The sequence below is a fragment of the Methylobacterium platani genome (assembly GCF_001653715.1).
Classification (GTDB): Bacteria; Pseudomonadota; Alphaproteobacteria; order Rhizobiales; family Beijerinckiaceae; genus Methylobacterium; species Methylobacterium platani.
Genome location: NZ_LWHQ01000016.1, coordinates 155,743 through 170,066, shown reverse-complemented (window position 1 = coordinate 170,066; position 14,324 = coordinate 155,743). Strand labels below are relative to the sequence as shown.

General features: G+C 72.4%; 10 protein-coding genes and 1 pseudogene. 7 read left to right on the top strand and 4 right to left on the bottom strand.

Annotation, left to right across the window (positions count from 1 at the left end; translation table 11 throughout):
- The first annotated feature begins 254 nt into the window (after nucleotides 1–254).
- Nucleotides 255–761, top strand: coding sequence for a CYTH domain-containing protein (locus A5481_RS09545; RefSeq protein WP_048432016.1), 507 nt, complete (start codon nucleotides 255–257; stop codon nucleotides 759–761).
- Between the two features lie 351 nt (nucleotides 762–1,112).
- Nucleotides 1,113–2,813, top strand: a complete 1,701-nt coding sequence (mqo, locus tag A5481_RS09540; protein ID WP_048432017.1) for a malate dehydrogenase (quinone) — start codon at nucleotides 1,113–1,115, stop codon at nucleotides 2,811–2,813.
- A 181-nt stretch (nucleotides 2,814–2,994) separates the two neighbouring features.
- Here mqo and A5481_RS09535 read toward each other — a convergent pair whose 3' ends face one another.
- Together A5481_RS09535 and A5481_RS09530 are read right to left on the bottom strand one after the other, a co-directional pair.
- Nucleotides 2,995–4,422: a sensor histidine kinase gene (locus A5481_RS09535; RefSeq protein WP_082172921.1), complete on the bottom strand. Its 1,428-nt coding sequence runs from the start codon at nucleotides 4,420–4,422 to the stop codon at nucleotides 2,995–2,997.
- Between the two features lie 8 nt (nucleotides 4,423–4,430).
- Nucleotides 4,431–5,117 carry a response regulator transcription factor gene (locus tag A5481_RS09530; RefSeq protein ID WP_064503911.1) on the bottom strand — a complete coding sequence of 229 codons (687 nt, stop codon included), beginning with the start codon at nucleotides 5,115–5,117 and terminating at the stop codon, nucleotides 4,431–4,433.
- Between the two features lie 151 nt (nucleotides 5,118–5,268).
- On the opposite strand from A5481_RS09530, the gene A5481_RS09525 reads away from it, so the two are divergent.
- The 4 genes and pseudogenes from A5481_RS09525 to A5481_RS33390 all read left to right on the top strand — a co-directional run bounded on the left by A5481_RS09525 (nucleotide 5,269) and on the right by A5481_RS33390 (nucleotide 11,191).
- On the top strand, nucleotides 5,269–6,618 hold the full coding sequence (locus A5481_RS09525; RefSeq protein ID WP_245239237.1) for an efflux RND transporter periplasmic adaptor subunit: 1,350 nt from the start codon (nucleotides 5,269–5,271) through the stop codon (nucleotides 6,616–6,618).
- Between the two features lie 7 nt (nucleotides 6,619–6,625).
- Nucleotides 6,626–9,760: an efflux RND transporter permease subunit gene (locus tag A5481_RS09520; RefSeq protein ID WP_048437433.1), complete on the top strand. Its 3,135-nt coding sequence runs from the start codon at nucleotides 6,626–6,628 to the stop codon at nucleotides 9,758–9,760.
- 363 nt (nucleotides 9,761–10,123) lie between these two features.
- Nucleotides 10,124–10,450 (top strand): annotated as a pseudogene (rpsF, locus tag A5481_RS09515) (30S ribosomal protein S6); the annotation flags it as partial.
- Between the two features lie 207 nt (nucleotides 10,451–10,657).
- The gene (locus tag A5481_RS33390) at nucleotides 10,658–11,191 is read left to right on the top strand and encodes a hypothetical protein (protein ID WP_048437434.1); all 534 of its coding nucleotides are present in this window, start codon (nucleotides 10,658–10,660) and stop codon (nucleotides 11,189–11,191) included.
- A 50-nt stretch (nucleotides 11,192–11,241) separates the two neighbouring features.
- Here the strand turns inward: A5481_RS33390 and A5481_RS09505 are convergent, their stop codons facing one another.
- Nucleotides 11,242–12,453: a COG3904 family protein gene (locus A5481_RS09505; RefSeq protein ID WP_048437435.1), complete on the bottom strand. Its 1,212-nt coding sequence runs from the start codon at nucleotides 12,451–12,453 to the stop codon at nucleotides 11,242–11,244.
- Between the two features lie 378 nt (nucleotides 12,454–12,831).
- Entirely contained in the window at nucleotides 12,832–13,197 is a 366-nt protein-coding gene (locus A5481_RS09500; protein ID WP_048437436.1) for a DUF3140 domain-containing protein, read from the bottom strand.
- 141 nt (nucleotides 13,198–13,338) lie between these two features.
- Between A5481_RS09500 and A5481_RS09495 the strand changes: the two genes are divergently transcribed.
- Nucleotides 13,339–14,127 (top strand): enoyl-CoA hydratase/isomerase family protein, encoded by a 789-nt coding sequence (locus tag A5481_RS09495; protein WP_064503910.1) that lies wholly within the window; start codon nucleotides 13,339–13,341, stop codon nucleotides 14,125–14,127.
- Nucleotides 14,128–14,324: the final 197 nt, after the last annotated feature.

Here is a 14,324-nt window from a genome sequence, read left to right as displayed (position 1 = left end):
TCCCGCAGCAGGGCCGCGTCCCGCTCGGCTCGCGCCTCGCCGTCACCGAGGCATGACCCTGCGGCAAAAATGCTGCAGGACCGAAAACCCAAGCGGAATCATCCCGTTCCCCGCCGTCCGGGGGGAGGCTTCGCCCTGGTCCTCGCGGGCACGATCGGTTATCAGCCCCGCCGCCCCGGCAACGGCCGAGCCTGCCGGGCGTTCGCAAGGTCATGGCCGCGTCCCCCCGGGCGGGGCATGGACGGTCGAGGGCGATGCGGTACGAGGTCGAGCGGAAGTTCCTGGTGGCCCATGCGGGGTGGCGCGAGCATGCCGTGAGCCGGCACCGCCTCACCGACGGGTTGGTGGGCGAGTTCGGCGGCGGCAAGGTGCGGGTGCGGCTCGACGAGGAGACGGCGTGGCTGACCGTCAAGGGCCGGCGCGACGGCCTGGCGCGGCCGGAATTCGAGTACGAGATCCCGCGCGCCGACGCCGAGGCGATGCTGCACCTGGTCTGCGAGACCTGCCTGATCGAGAAGACCCGCCACTGCGTGCCGCATGACGGCGCGGTCTGGGTCGTGGACGAGTATCGCGGCGCGCTCGCCGGCATGGTGCTGGCCGAGATCGAGCTGGAGCACGAGGCGCAGGACGTCGTCCTGCCGGACTGGATCGGCCGCGAGGTCACGGCGGACCTGCGCTTCCGCCAGTCGACCCTGCTGCGCCTCGCCCGCGAGGCCGGCCGGCCGGTCACCCTGCCCGAGGTGATCGCCGCGCGGCTGTGAGGGCGGGGCGGCGATTGTCCTGGCCGCGCGCATCGTCTATGAGCCGGCCGCAACAGCATCGAGCCGAACCGGCCATCGTCGCCGCCGCCAACTGAGGCCGGCCCGCGGTTCGTCCGCGCCGTGCCGCCTCGCATCCCGGGCAGGCGACTCTTCCCCCGTCCGCGCGCGGAAGCGGGGCCATGCGTCGCGAGGAAACCGACCGATCCCGGTCGGGGTGCCGCGGCCGTCCTCGAGGAAACCACCCGAAAAAGGCCTCGCGACGAGCGCTCCCGCTCGCCTCGCGCTTCGACGCCTGTCACGGCCGGGGGTGCGTCGCGCGCCTGCCGGCCCGCACGAGAACGGGATTGGGCCATGCGCGCCGACGACACGACCACCTGCCCGACCGGCATGAACCGGCGCCAGATCCTCGGCGGCGCCGCCGCCGGGCTCGCGGCCGCGGCGCTGCCCGGCGCGCCCGTCCTGGCGCAAGGGGCCGACAAGGTCGACGTGCTGCTGATCGGCGGCGGCATCATGAGCGCGACGCTCGGCGTGTGGCTGAACGAGCTCGAGCCCGGCTGGTCGATCCGGATGCTCGAGCGCCTCGACCAGGTGGCGATGGAGAGCTCGAACGGCTGGAACAACGCCGGCACCGGCCACTCGGCGCTCGCCGAGCTGAACTACACCCCTGAGAAGAAGGGCAAGGTCGAGATCGCCAAGGCGGTCGAGATCAACGAGGCGTTCCAGGTCACCCGCCAGTTCCTGGCCTGGCAGGTCAAGAACGGCGTCCTGAAGGATCCGAAGTCCTTCATCAACTACACGCCCCATATGAGCTTCGTCTGGGGTGACGACAACATCGCCTATCTCAGGAAGCGCTACGAGGCGCTGAAGGCGAGCCCGCTGTTTGCCGGGATGGAGTTCTCGACCGATCCCGAGCAGCTCGGGAAGTGGGTGCCCCTGATGATGGAGGGGCGCGATCCGAACCAGAAGGTCGCCGCCACCTGGTCGCCGCTCGGCACCGACGTCGAGTGGGGCGAGGTCACGCGCCAGTACGTCGCCCACCTGAAGGGCCAGAAGAGCTTCGGCCTCGACCTCTCGACCGAGGTCCAGGGCATCGCGAAGAACCCGGACGGGTCCTGGCGGGTCACCGCCCGCAACCTCAAGGACGGGTCGCGCCGCGCCATCGACGCGAAGTTCGTGTTCATCGGCGCCGGCGGCGGGGCGCTGCACCTGCTGCAGGCCTCCGGCATCCCGGAGGGCCAGGACTATGCCGGCTTCCCGGTCGGCGGCTCGTTCCTGATCAACGAGAATCCGGACGTCGCGACGCTCCACCTCGCCAAGGCCTACGGCAAGGCCTCGGTCGGCTCGCCGCCGATGTCGGTGCCCCACCTCGACACCCGGGTGCTGGGGGGCAAGCGCGTCATCCTGTTCGGGCCGTTCGCGACCTTCTCGACCAAGTTCCTGAAGGAGGGCTCGTATCTCGACCTGCTCACCTCGACCACGACCAGCAACGTCTGGCCGATGATGAAGGTCGGGCTCGACGAGTTCCCGCTGGTCGAATACCTGGCCGGCCAGCTGATGCTCTCCGACGACGACCGCCTGGCGGCCCTGCGCGAGTACTTCCCCAAGGCCAGGAAGGGCGAGTGGCGCCTGTGGCAGGCCGGCCAGCGGGTGCAGATCATCAAGCGCGACGCGGACAAGGGCGGCGTGCTGAAGCTCGGCACCGAGATCGTCAATGCCAAGGACGGCAGCATCGCGGCCCTGCTCGGCGCCTCGCCGGGCGCCTCGACGGCGGCGCCGATCATGCTGCAGGTGCTGGAGAAGGTCTTCGCCAAGAACGTCGCCACGCCCGAGTGGCAGGCGAAGATCCGCCGGATCGTCCCGAGCTACGGCGAGCGGCTGAACGACGATCCCGAGAAGGTCGCCCAAGGTTGGGCCTATACCAGCGAGCAGCTGCAGCTGCCGACCCCGCCGGCGATCGATCGCGGCCCGCTCACGCCCACCCCGGTGAGCGACACCGTGCTCGACAGCGCCGACACCCCGGTCAAGGCGCCGGTCCACGACCTGGCACCGTGAGGGCCGGCTGAAGACCTCTCCGGCACAAGAACAGGGCGCAGGTCTCCCCTCTCCCGTTCGGGAGAGGGACCAGGGGGTGAGGGGGCTACGGTTCGGTATGAACGCCGAGCCTCGTGCCGGCAGCTCGACGCTCGGCGCTGTCTGCGGAACCGTAGCACCCTCGCGCGCGCTCCGATCGCCCCTACCCCTCGCCCACTCGGGAGAGGGGATCGCGCGCCTTTGTCTTGAAAGGAGCATCCCTCGACGGTCCCGCCTCCCGCGGGCACAGCATCGCGAACCGGGCGCCGCCGCCCTCCGCCTCCCCGACCTCGACGGAAAAGCCGTGCAGCCCGGCGATCGCCGCGACGAGGCCGAGGCCGAGGCCGTTGCCGGGCGTCCCCCGGGCGGGCTCGGCGCGGTAGAAGCGGCGGAAGACCCGCGCGCGCTCCGGGGGCGGGATCCCCGGGCCGGTATCCTCGACGGTGACGAGGGCGCCGCGCCCGGTCTCGGCGAGGCCGACCCGCACCGTGCCGCCCGGGGGCGTGAACTTCACCGCGTTGTCGATGAGATTCGCCAGCGCCTCGAAGACGAGGTCGCGGTCGCCCCGGATCGGGACCGCACCGTCCGCGACCGCGACCGCGAGCGAGATCCCGCCATCCTCGGCCAGGGGCGCGAACAGCTCGGCCGCCTCGCGCACCACGGTGGCGAGGTCGAAGCCCGCGAAGCCGGCGGCGCGGCGGCCGTGCTCGATCTCGCCGATGCGCAGGATGGCGGTGACCATCGCGAGGGTCTGGTCGATCCAGGCGAGGCCCTGGTCGATCGCCGCGCGGAGTTCCTCGACGCTCGTCGCCTGCTCGCGGCTGCGCTCCAGGCGCGCCCGCAGCCGGGTCAGCGGCGTGCGCAGGTCGTGCGCCACCGCGTCGCCGACGCTGCGGACCTCCTCCAGCAGGCGCTCGATCTCGTCGAGCATCCGGTTGACGTCGCGGGCGAGGCGATCGAACTCGTCGTCCCGGGTACCGACCGGCAGGCGCCGGCGCAGGTCGCCGCGCCGGATCCCGGCGAGCGCGGCCTCCGTCGCGGCGAGGCGCCGGCGCGCCCGGCTCGCCAGCACCAGGCCGCCGAGGCCCGACAGCACGAGGGCCGGCGCCAGCCCGAGGCCCATCGCCCGCAGGGTCGTCGCGCGCACCCGGTCGATCTCGTCGGTGTCGTGGCCGATCACCACGGTGCCGCCGTCGGGGAGCGCCAGCGCCGTCGCCCAGATCTCGTCGGCGACCGGGCCGTCCGTGGTCTCGATCGTCGCGCCGACCCGGGCGGCGTCGCCGTCGCGGGCAAGGCCCGGGGGCCGCGCGACGAGGTTGCCGGCCCGCCGCGCGCCGTCGCGCGCGAACACGCCGCCGTAATGGGTGGCGTGGCGGTCCATGGCGATCCAGGTCTCGACGCGGCCCGCCGCGCCGGCCGGATCCTCGGCGGCGGCCCGCACCTCGAGCCGCAGCGTCTCGGCCAGCTCCTCCCGCAGGAACGCCGCCGTCTGCCAGTAGACGAAGCCGAACATCGCGAGCGCGAGCAGGGCCGACCACAGGGCGATGCCGAGCGCCCAGCGGAACGTGGTGGAGCGCACCAGATCCGTCATCCGGCTCGTCATGGCGCGGGATCGTCGGGAACGAGCGTGAAGCCGATGCCGCGCACGCTGTGGATCACCGGCGGCTCGCCGGCGGCCTCGAGCTTGCGGCGCAGGCGGCCGAGATGCACGTCGATGAGGTTCGATCTCGGGGTGAAGCGGTAGTTCCACACCTCCTCGAACAGCAGCGCCCGGGTCACGACCTGGCCGGGGCGGCGCATCAGGTATTCGAGCAGGGTGAGTTCGCGCGGCAGCAGGTCGAGGTCGCGGCTGCCGCGCCGGCCGGTCCCGGCGATCAGGTCGATCTCCAGGCTGCCGACCCGCAGGAGCGTCTCGCGGGTATCGGCCGGGCGGCGCAGGAGCGCCTCGATCCGCGCGGCGAGCTCGGCCAGAACGAAGGGCTTGGCGAGGTAGTCGTCGCCCCCGGCCCGCAGGCCCCGGATGCGCTCGTCGACGTCGGAGAGCGCCGAGAGCACCAGGGCCGGCGTCCGGTCGCCGGCACCGCGCAGGGCCTGCAGCAGGCTCAGGCCGTCGAGCCCCGGCAGCATCCGGTCGAGGACGATCGCGTCGACGGGAGCGCCCCGCGCGCGCTCCGCTCCCTCCGGCCCGGTCGCCGCCCAGGCGACGTCGTGCCCGCGCCCCCGCAGGTCGCCCAGGATCTCCTCCGCGGTCGCGGCGTCGTCCTCGATCAAGAGCAGTCTAGCCACGACTCCACCTCTGGCCTTCGACATGGGGTTCTGCCGCGGAACGCCCGCGGCGTCCCCGCGGAAACCGCCGGATGAACGCGAATTTAATGGCGAGGCCCCGCCCCGCATCTAGGTGTTGGAATCATTCCAATCCAGCAGGGTGAGAGAGGCCGTGCTCCTGGCCGTCGAGACCGTCGCGCGCGTCGCCGAGAGCGAGGCGCGTCCGAGGCAGCGGACGAACGAGACGCCGGGCGTGCGACCGTCGCGCCCGGGCGGGCGGCCGCCGTGGCGCGGCCTCGCGCTCCTCGTCGTGCTGGCCGGCCTCGCGGGCGCCGGCTGGTGGTCCCGCGACACGCTCGAGGCGGCGCTGGCGCCCGTCCTGGCCACGCTCGGCCTGTCGACGCCCGCCGCCGCCCCGGAGGCCGAGGAGAAGGCGGCCCCGGCCGATCCGAACCGCGTGACCCTCGACGCGGCCGGTCAGGTGCGCATCGGGCTCGGCCTCGGCACGGCCGAGATCCGCCGCATCGTCCTGCCGGTGCGCACGCCCGGCACGGTCGCCTTCGACGAGCGCCGGGTCACCCATCTCAAGCCCCGCACCGCCGGGCGGGTGCTCGCGCTCGCGGTCCAGCCGGGCGATGCCGTACGGGCCGGCCAGACCCTCGCGACCCTCGACGCCGCCGGCCTGCTCGAGGCCCGCAACGGCCTCGCCGAGGCGCAGGCCAGCCTCGCCGAGGCCCAGGCCACCGAGACGGTGGCCGGGCTCAACCTGAAGCGCGGCCAGGACCTCCTCAAGGTGATGGGCGTCGCCCAGGCCGAGGTCGACCGCCGCCAGGTCGACCTCGCCAAGGCGCATGCCGCGACGCTCGCCGCGAAGGCCAGGGTCGACCTGTACTCGGCGCAATATGCGCGGCTCGCCCCCGAGCCCGGGGCGCCGGCCGGCACCAGCGCCATCGTGTCGCCGATCGACGGCGTGGTGACGACGAGCGGCATCACGCTCGGCGAGGTGGTCGATACCGGGCGCGACGCCTTCACGGTGGCCGACCCGTCGCGGATCCAGGTGCTGGCCAACCTCTACGGCCGCGACATCGCTGCGGTGAAGGCCGGCGATGCCGCCACGATCCGGGCCCCGGTGCCCGATCACCCGGTCTTCGAGGGCCGGGTCCGCTCGGTCAACGCCGCGATCGACCCCGCCACCGACACCGCGCCGGCCCGCATCGAGATCGCCAATCCGGGCGGGTCGTTACGCGCCAACATGTTCGTGTCGGTCGAGATCGCCGCCGATCTCGGGCGGGAGGGCACGACGATCCCCGCGAGCGCCGTGCAGCAGACCGAGGACGGGCCGGTCGCCTTCGTGCGGACGGGCGACGACCGGTTCGAGAAGCGGGCGCTGGCCCTCGGGGTGCAGCGGGCCGACTGGGTCGAGGTGACGAAGGGTGTCGCCGTCGGCGAGACGGTGGCGACGCAAGGCAGCTTCGGCCTCAAGGCGATCCTGCTGCGCAGCCTCCTCGGCGCGACGGATTGAGGGCGCGATGACGGCCTGGTTCGCCCTCCTGATCCGCCGCCGCTGGCTCGTCCTCGTCGTGGCGCTCGCGGCTGCCGCCGGCGGCATCGTCTCCTTGCGGGGCCTGTCGATCGACGCGGTGCCGGACATCTCGCCCAAGCAGGTGATGGTCCTGACGCTCTCGCCCGGGCTCGGGCCGCTCGAGGTCGAGCGGCTGGTGAGCTTTCCCGTGGAGAGCGCGATGGCCGGCGCCCCGGGGCTCACCGGCATCCGCTCGACCTCGCGCTTCGGCGTCTCGGCGGTCTACGTCACCTTCGACGAGGCGATGCCGATCACCGAGGCCCGGTCCCAGGTCTTCCAGCGCCTGCCCCAGGCCAAGGCGATGATGCCGGCCGGCATCGGCGACCCGCAGATGGGGCCGATGGCGACGGGGTTGGGCGAGATCTACCAGTTCGAGCTGCGCGGGCCGGCCACCTCGCCGATGGAGCTGAAGCGCATCCTGCAATGGACGATCGCGCCGCGGTTGAAGCTCACGCCGGGCATCGCCGACGTGAACATCTACGGCGGGCAGCTGCCGACCTACGAGGTCCGGGTCTCGGCCGAGAGCCTGCAGCGCTACGGCGTCTCCCTGAGCCGGGTCTACGCGGCCTTGTCCGCGAACAACCTCGCCCGGGGCGGGGCCTATCTCGAGCACAACGACCAGCAGGAGGTGATCCGGGGCCTCGGCCTCGCGACCGGCCCGGAGGACATCGCCCGGATCGTCGTGGCGACGAAGCCCGGCGGCGTGCCGGTGACGGTCGCGAGCCTCGGCGAGGTGGTGGAGGCGCCCAAGGTGCGCCTCGGCGCCGTGACCCACGACGCTGCCGGCGAGACCGTGGTGGGCATCGCCATGATGCAGCAGGGCGAGAATGCCAGCGCCGTCGTCGAGCGGGTGAAGGCGACGATCGAGGAATTGCGCCCGCAACTGCCGCCCGGCATCGCGATCCGGCCGTATTACGACCGCTCCGCCCTCGTCGCGCGCACGATCCGCACCGTGGCCCACAACCTCGTCGAGGGGGCGGTGCTGGTGATCGTCGTGCTGCTCCTGCTGCTCGGCAACCTGCGGGCCGGCCTCGTGGTGGCGGCCGCGATCCCGCTCTCGATGCTCCTGGCCTTCGCGGGGATGCGGGTGCTCGGCCTGTCGGGCAACCTGATGAGCCTGGGCGCCATCGATTTCGGCCTGATCGTCGACGGCGCGGTGGTGATGATCGAGAACGTGCTGCGCGCCGGCGGCGAGCACCCGGAGCGGCCGGCCCGGGCGGTCATCCGCGACGCGGCGGCGGAGGTGGCCAAGCCCGTGATGGTCGCGGTGGCGATCATCATCCTGGTCTACCTGCCGGTGCTGGCGCTCGAAGGAGTGGCCGGCAAGATGTTCCGGCCGATGGCGCTGACCGTGATCCTGGCGCTCGCCGGCTCGCTCCTCGTCACCCTGACCCTGATGCCGGCGCTCGCCGCCCTGGTCCTGGCCGGTCGCGGGGTCGGCGAGCGCGAGACGCGCCTCGTGCGCGGGATGCGGGCGGTCTACACGCCCGTCCTGCTCGGCGCCGAGCGGCGGGCGGGGGCGACCGGTCTCGTCACGCTGGCGCTGTTCGCCGGGAGCTGTTGTCTCGCCACCCGGCTCGGCGGCGAGTTCCTGCCGAAGCTCTCCGAGGGCTCGATCGTCGTCACCTCGGAGAAGCTGCCGGGCATCAACCTCGACGCCTCGCTCGCCGTCATGCGCCGGATCGAGTCGGTGCTGACATCCTTCCCGGAGGTGAAGCGGGTGGTCTCGCTCACCGGCAGCGCCGAGATCCCGACCGACCCGATGGGCGTGGAATCGACCGACAGCTTCATCACCCTGTCGGACCCCGCGACCTGGACCACGGCGACGAGCCAGGACGGCCTCGTCGCGGCGTTCGGCGAGCGCCTGCGCCGGGAGGTGCCGGGGGTCGCCTACGCCTTCTCGCAGCCGATCCAGATGCGGATGGACGACCTGCTGGAGGGCGTGCGCGGCGACGTCGCGATCAGCCTCTACGGCGACGACCTCGCGGTCCTGAAGGACAAGGCCGACGCCATCGTGCGGGCGGTCTCCGCCGTGCCGGGCGCGAGCGACGTGAAGGCCGAGGCCCAGGCCGGCATGCCGGCCCTGTCGGTCACGATCGACCGGGCGGCGGCCGCCCGCTACGGCGTCAGCGCCAGCGACGTCCTCGACGTGGTCGAGGCGATCGGCGGCCGGCCGTCGGGCCAGGTCTATCGCGACGACAACGCCATCACCGACATCGTGGTGCGGCTCGCCGCGGCCGACCGCGCCGACATCGAGCGCGTGCGCGCCCTGCCGGTCGGGCGCGGCGGCAGGGGGACCGGGACGGGCAGCATGCCGCTCTCCCTCGTCGCCTCGGTCGAGGTCGCCACCGGCCCGGCCCAGATCAGCCGCGAGCGGCTGCAGCGGCGCATCTCGGTCCAGGCCAACGTGCGCGGGCGCGACGTGCAGGGTTTCGTCGCCGAGGCGCAAGCCGCCGTGGCGGCGCAGGTCGGCCTGCCGCCGCGCTACTCGCTGGTCTGGAGCGGCCAGTTCCAGAACCTGCAGGAGGCGACCGCCCGGCTCTCCGTGGTGGTGCCGGCGGCGCTGGCGGCGATCCTGGTGCTGCTGGTGGTGCTGTTCTCCGACATCCGCGTCGCCGGCCTGATCTTCCTCAACGTGCCGGTGGCGGCGACGGGCGGCATCCTGGCGCTCTACGCCCGTGGCCTGCCGTTCTCGGTCTCGGCGGCGATCGGCTTCATCGCCACCTTCGGCATCGCGGTGCTCAACGGCGTGGTGCTGATGAGCCTGCTGCGCGACCTCGAGCGCGCCGGCCTCTCGCCCCGCGCCGCCGCCACCGAGGCGGCCGAGCGCCGCCTGCGCCCGGTGATGACGACGGCGCTCGTCGCGACGCTCGGCTTCCTGCCGATGGCGCTCTCGACCAGCGCCGGCGCCGAGGTCCAGCGCCCGCTGGCCACCGTGGTCATCGGCGGCCTCGTCACCGCGACCCTCCTGACGCTGGTGGTGCTGCCGGCCCTGTACCCCTACGTGGCCCGGCTGCGCTGGCCGTCCGGGGGTGGGGGAGGGACGATGCGGGCCGAGGAGCGGGAAAGGTCCGAGGCGTGACGCCACCGGCTTGCAGACCGTCCGATGCCATGGACCGGCCGTTCCCTCGTCATCACTGCGCGGTTGCGAACGTGATTCGCGATCGGATGCCCTATTTGTCGATCGAACATGTCATGAAAATCTGAATTTTTCAAGAAACTTATGTATCGGAATTCGTGCGGGCGATTTTGTTATAGTCTGAAGATTGATGAAAATATTGCGATTTATTGATGTGATGGCCTGTATAAGATCGGAAAGATTTATGGGATATGTCTTTGCAGATGCATTGCCATGCGTCGATGAAGGTATATATATTTGCTCAAGGCGTTCTGATGATTTCGCGCAATGACTCATTATCGCAGCTTGGTGAACGTGCCCGGCGATATGCCGACCGAGAAAGTCGAATCGCTCATCGATGCGTACAAGTCCGTCATCGAGCAGAACGGCGGCAAGGTCGAGAAGACCGAGATGTGGGGCGTGAAGTCCCTCGCCTACCGCATCCGCAAGAACCGCAAGGCGCACTTCGCCCTCCTCAACATCGACGCTCCCCCGGCGGCCCTCGCCGAGATGGAGCGCCAGATGCGCATCTCCGAGGACGTGCTGCGCGTCATGACCGTGCGCGTCGAGGAGCTCGAGTCCGAGCCGTCCGCGATGATGCAGAAGCGTGATCGCGACGAGCGCAAGGACCGCGAGCGCGGCCGGCGTCGGGATGCTCCTCTCGACGCTACCGTGACCGGCCATCCGGTGCGCGCCGAGAGCCAGCCTGCGCCCGAGCCCGCGATGCATCGCGAGCCTCACGAGATCTACGACGCCGAAACGAAGCTCGATGCCTATTCAGAGGCGATCCTGAACGAGCTGCGCGCGATCAACGATCGCCTCGAACACCAGTCCTGAGGCAGACGGATCGTGAGCAGGACCGTGCTGGGTGCCCTGAAGGATGCCGTCCTGATCCTCGACGAGGTCAAGCGGCTCGATACGAACATTCAGAAGCTGACCGACCGCGTCGATGCGATCGAGCGGCGGTTGACGCAGGACGATCAAGACCGGGCCGTCGGTGCAGCCCGCGACGAGGCCTTGGTGGCGAAGATCGAGGCGGCGACCCGGGTCGCCGTGGTGGAGGCGTCCGCCAAGCTGTCCGATCGCCTGACGCGGCTCGAGATCGGCCTGGAGAACGGAAAATCGGCGAACGGTGCAAGCCTGCCGCCGCCCGCCCGGCCGGATGAGCCGGCTCACCCCACCGCGAACAGCGCCAGGCCCAGCGCCATCCAGGTCACGTCATCGCCGACCAGCCCGCCATGCAGCGCCTGGAGCGCGCCGGCCACCCGCCGCATGACCCGCGAGACGGCGCGCCAGGGCGAGGAGCGCGAGGGCCGGCCCGGTCGGCGTAAGCGTGCCGCGGAGGATCATCGGGGCAGTCCGGTGGTCGGCGACGCTCTCACGTTGTCGGCGTGATCGCGTTCGCCGGATCGTGCCGGCGAAGGCCCGTCGCCGCTTCTCGACGCTCAGGGCTCCTCCGGCAGGGCCGGGGCTTCCGGAAGGGCCGAGGCTTCCTGGCGCCGGGCGGCGCGGCCGAGCAGCGCCTCGCGCAGGCGCGGGCCGCCGCCCCTGGCCAGGGTCGCGGCGAGGCGCCGGCGCAGATCGGCGCAGCCCCGGCCATGCCCGGGCCGGAATGCGACGGGCGCGGGCAGGACCGGCGCCGGCCCGGCGAGCGCCCGGTCGAGGAGGGCCCGCATCCGGCCGGCGTCCCGGCCCTCGCGCAGCGTCTCGGCCGCGGTCACGAAGTCGCCGTCCCGGCCGATGGCGCGGCAGGTCTCCTCGCCGTCGCTCGCCGCCATGGCGTCGAGGACGAGGCGGCCGAGGGCGGCGAGGGTCGCGTCGTCGGCGCCCGCGAAGGCCGTGCGCACCGCGCCCGCCGCCTCGGACCGCAGGAGGTCGAGGCCCTCGCTCTCGCTGCGACCCTGCCGGTAGCTCTCGCGGTAGCGGGCGGCGATACCGTCGAGCAGCTCCGGCCGGCGGCCCGCGAAGGCGGAGAGCAGGCCGACGGCGCGCAGGGCCGCCGCCCGGGCGCCGGCCAGGCTGTCGTCGTCGTCGAGGGTCGAATCCGGCAACGCGCCCGGATCGACCACCCGGGTGACGACCCCGGCGGCGCGCAGGCGGCCGGCATCGGGCATCCAGATGTCTCGGGAGGGGGTGGCGAGGGCCTGGTCGACGAAGGCGGGCTCGAGGCCGGCGGCGAGATAGCGGCCGCGCTCCTCGCTCGCATCGACCTGGATCATGGCGCCGAACGCGCCCGGCTCGTAGGGGGCGTGGAAGCCGAGCCGGCTGTCGGCCAGGATGATCCGCTCGCGCCCGCGCACGAAGGCCAGGGTGCAGGCCGAGACGCAGTAATCCGGCACGTAGGTGGACAGGCCCCGCTCGGCCACGAGCGCGCCGATCGCCGCGCCCTCGTCGACGAGGCCGCCGTCGCTGGTCAGGTGCAGCCGGGTCACGCCCGGATTCGCGTCCAGCAGGCGCGCCAGGCGCGCGGCGGTGCCGTCGTTGAGATCGCCCCACAGCCGCACGTCGCGCCCGCCGGGGCCGAGGGTGACGCGGGCCGGCGGCCCGTCGGAATCCGGGTCGAGCGCCGTCGCGACGTCGCGCGACAGCCCCCCGAGGGCCGGGGTGAGGCCGCCCGCCACCCCGGCGAGACCGAGGCCGGCCAGCACGACGCCCATGCCGGCTCCCCAGGCGCGGCCGCGCCAAGATCGACCCCGCCAAGATCGAACCCGCGAAGACTGAATCCGCCACGACCGAGCACGCCATGCCCGGCCACGCCGCACGCCCGCTCCCGCCATCCCGGACCCCCATGCTGCCCGCTTCCGGCCGCTCGTGCCCGGCCGTGTCTGCTTGACCCCCACTCAGCCACACCGCCGCGGCGATGCGAAGACGTTGAGGTACCTGCGAGGATGAGCAAGATCCGGGCCGAACTGGGGCCGGAGCATGGTTCGTTCCGGCAATGGGTCCGGTGACGCAAAACAGTTCTCGAAAGGGGGGCGGCGCGGGAGAAACTTGAACTCTCGCCCGCGCCACCATGTCGCTGTGGCCGGTTTGCCTCAATCCTTCAGCGGATCGTGGCCCCAGTTCATCAGGGAGTAGCGCCAGCGCGAGGTCTTCATGTCCTCCCCCGGCCCGCCCTGCGCGAGGTGGCGCTTCACGTACCCCACCACCTTGCGCATGTCGGCGTAGTCCTCGTCGGTGAGGTCGGCCTTCTTGGTGTGCTTGATCTCGACGATCCGGCGCCCCTGATGGTGGCCGACCGATTCGGCCCCCTTCGCGCTCTCCTTCTTGGCGCCGTCGCTCCAGCCGACCGACCGGCTCTCCTCGCTGTCGAGCCATTTTTCCAGCTCGCCCGGCGCCATGTTCACCGCCTCGCGGAAGGCCGCGTACGTCTCGTCGTGCGATTCGGCTGCCTTGCTCATGCGTCGTCTCCGTTCCGGATGGTCGCGCATCAACGTCGGGGCGGGCGCCGCGCTCCGGTGCGCGACGGTGCGTCACCGGGAGACGGGAAGCAGGGCAGGCGCTAGGCTCCGGGCCGCACGCCGCATCCGGACTTCCGCACCATGACCGACACCGACGAGCTGCTCTACGAGGTCGATGCCGAGGGCATCGCCCGCCTCACCCTCAACCGGCCGCAGGCACGCAACGCCCTGACCTTCGCGATGTACGAGCGCCTGCACGATCTCAGCCTCGCCATCGACGCCGATCCGGCGATCCGCGCGGTGGTGATCCGGGGGGCGGGGGAGCGCGCCTTCGCGGCCGGCACCGACATCGCGCAGTTCCGCGCCTTCGCCACGCCCGAGGACGCGCTGGGCTACGAGCGCTTCATGGACCGGGTGCTCGGCGCGCTCGAACAGTGCCGGAAGCCGACCATCGCGGCGATCGCCGGGGCCTGCACCGGCGGGGGCGCGGCGATCGCCGCGGCGTGCGACCTGCGCATCGCCACGCGCGACGCCCGGTTCGGCTTCCCGATCGCCCGCACCCTCGGCAACTGCCTCTCGGTCGCCAACCTGCGCCGCCTCTCGGCCCTGGTCGGCGCCGCCCGGGTCAAGGAGATGATCTTCACCGCCCGTCTGGTCGAGGCCGAGGAGGCGCGGGCGATCGGGCTGGTGAGCGATGTGGTGGCGGACGACGCGGCCCTGCAGGCGCGGGCGACCGACCTCGCCCGCCTGGTCGCCGGCCACGCGCCGCTCACCCTCGCCGCCACCAAGGAGGGCCTGCGCCGCGTCCGCGACGCGGCGCCGTCCGAGGCCGGGGACGACCTGATCCTGCAATGCTACACCAGCGCGGATTTCCGCGAGGGCATGGAGGCGTTCCTCGGCAAGCGGCCGCCGCGCTGGACCGGGCGGTGACGGGACCGGCCGTTCCCGCCCGCATTCCCTCCCGATCCGCCCCCCTCCCGATGCGATCGACGATCGTCGGTCGGGGCGAGGCGAGGCGAGCAGGATCTTCCTCCCGTTCCACCTCGCCCACGGTGCACGACACGATCTCCGTCGCCCTGCGGTCGGCCTCGCGGCCCATCGTTGGCCGACCCCCTTTCCCGGACGAC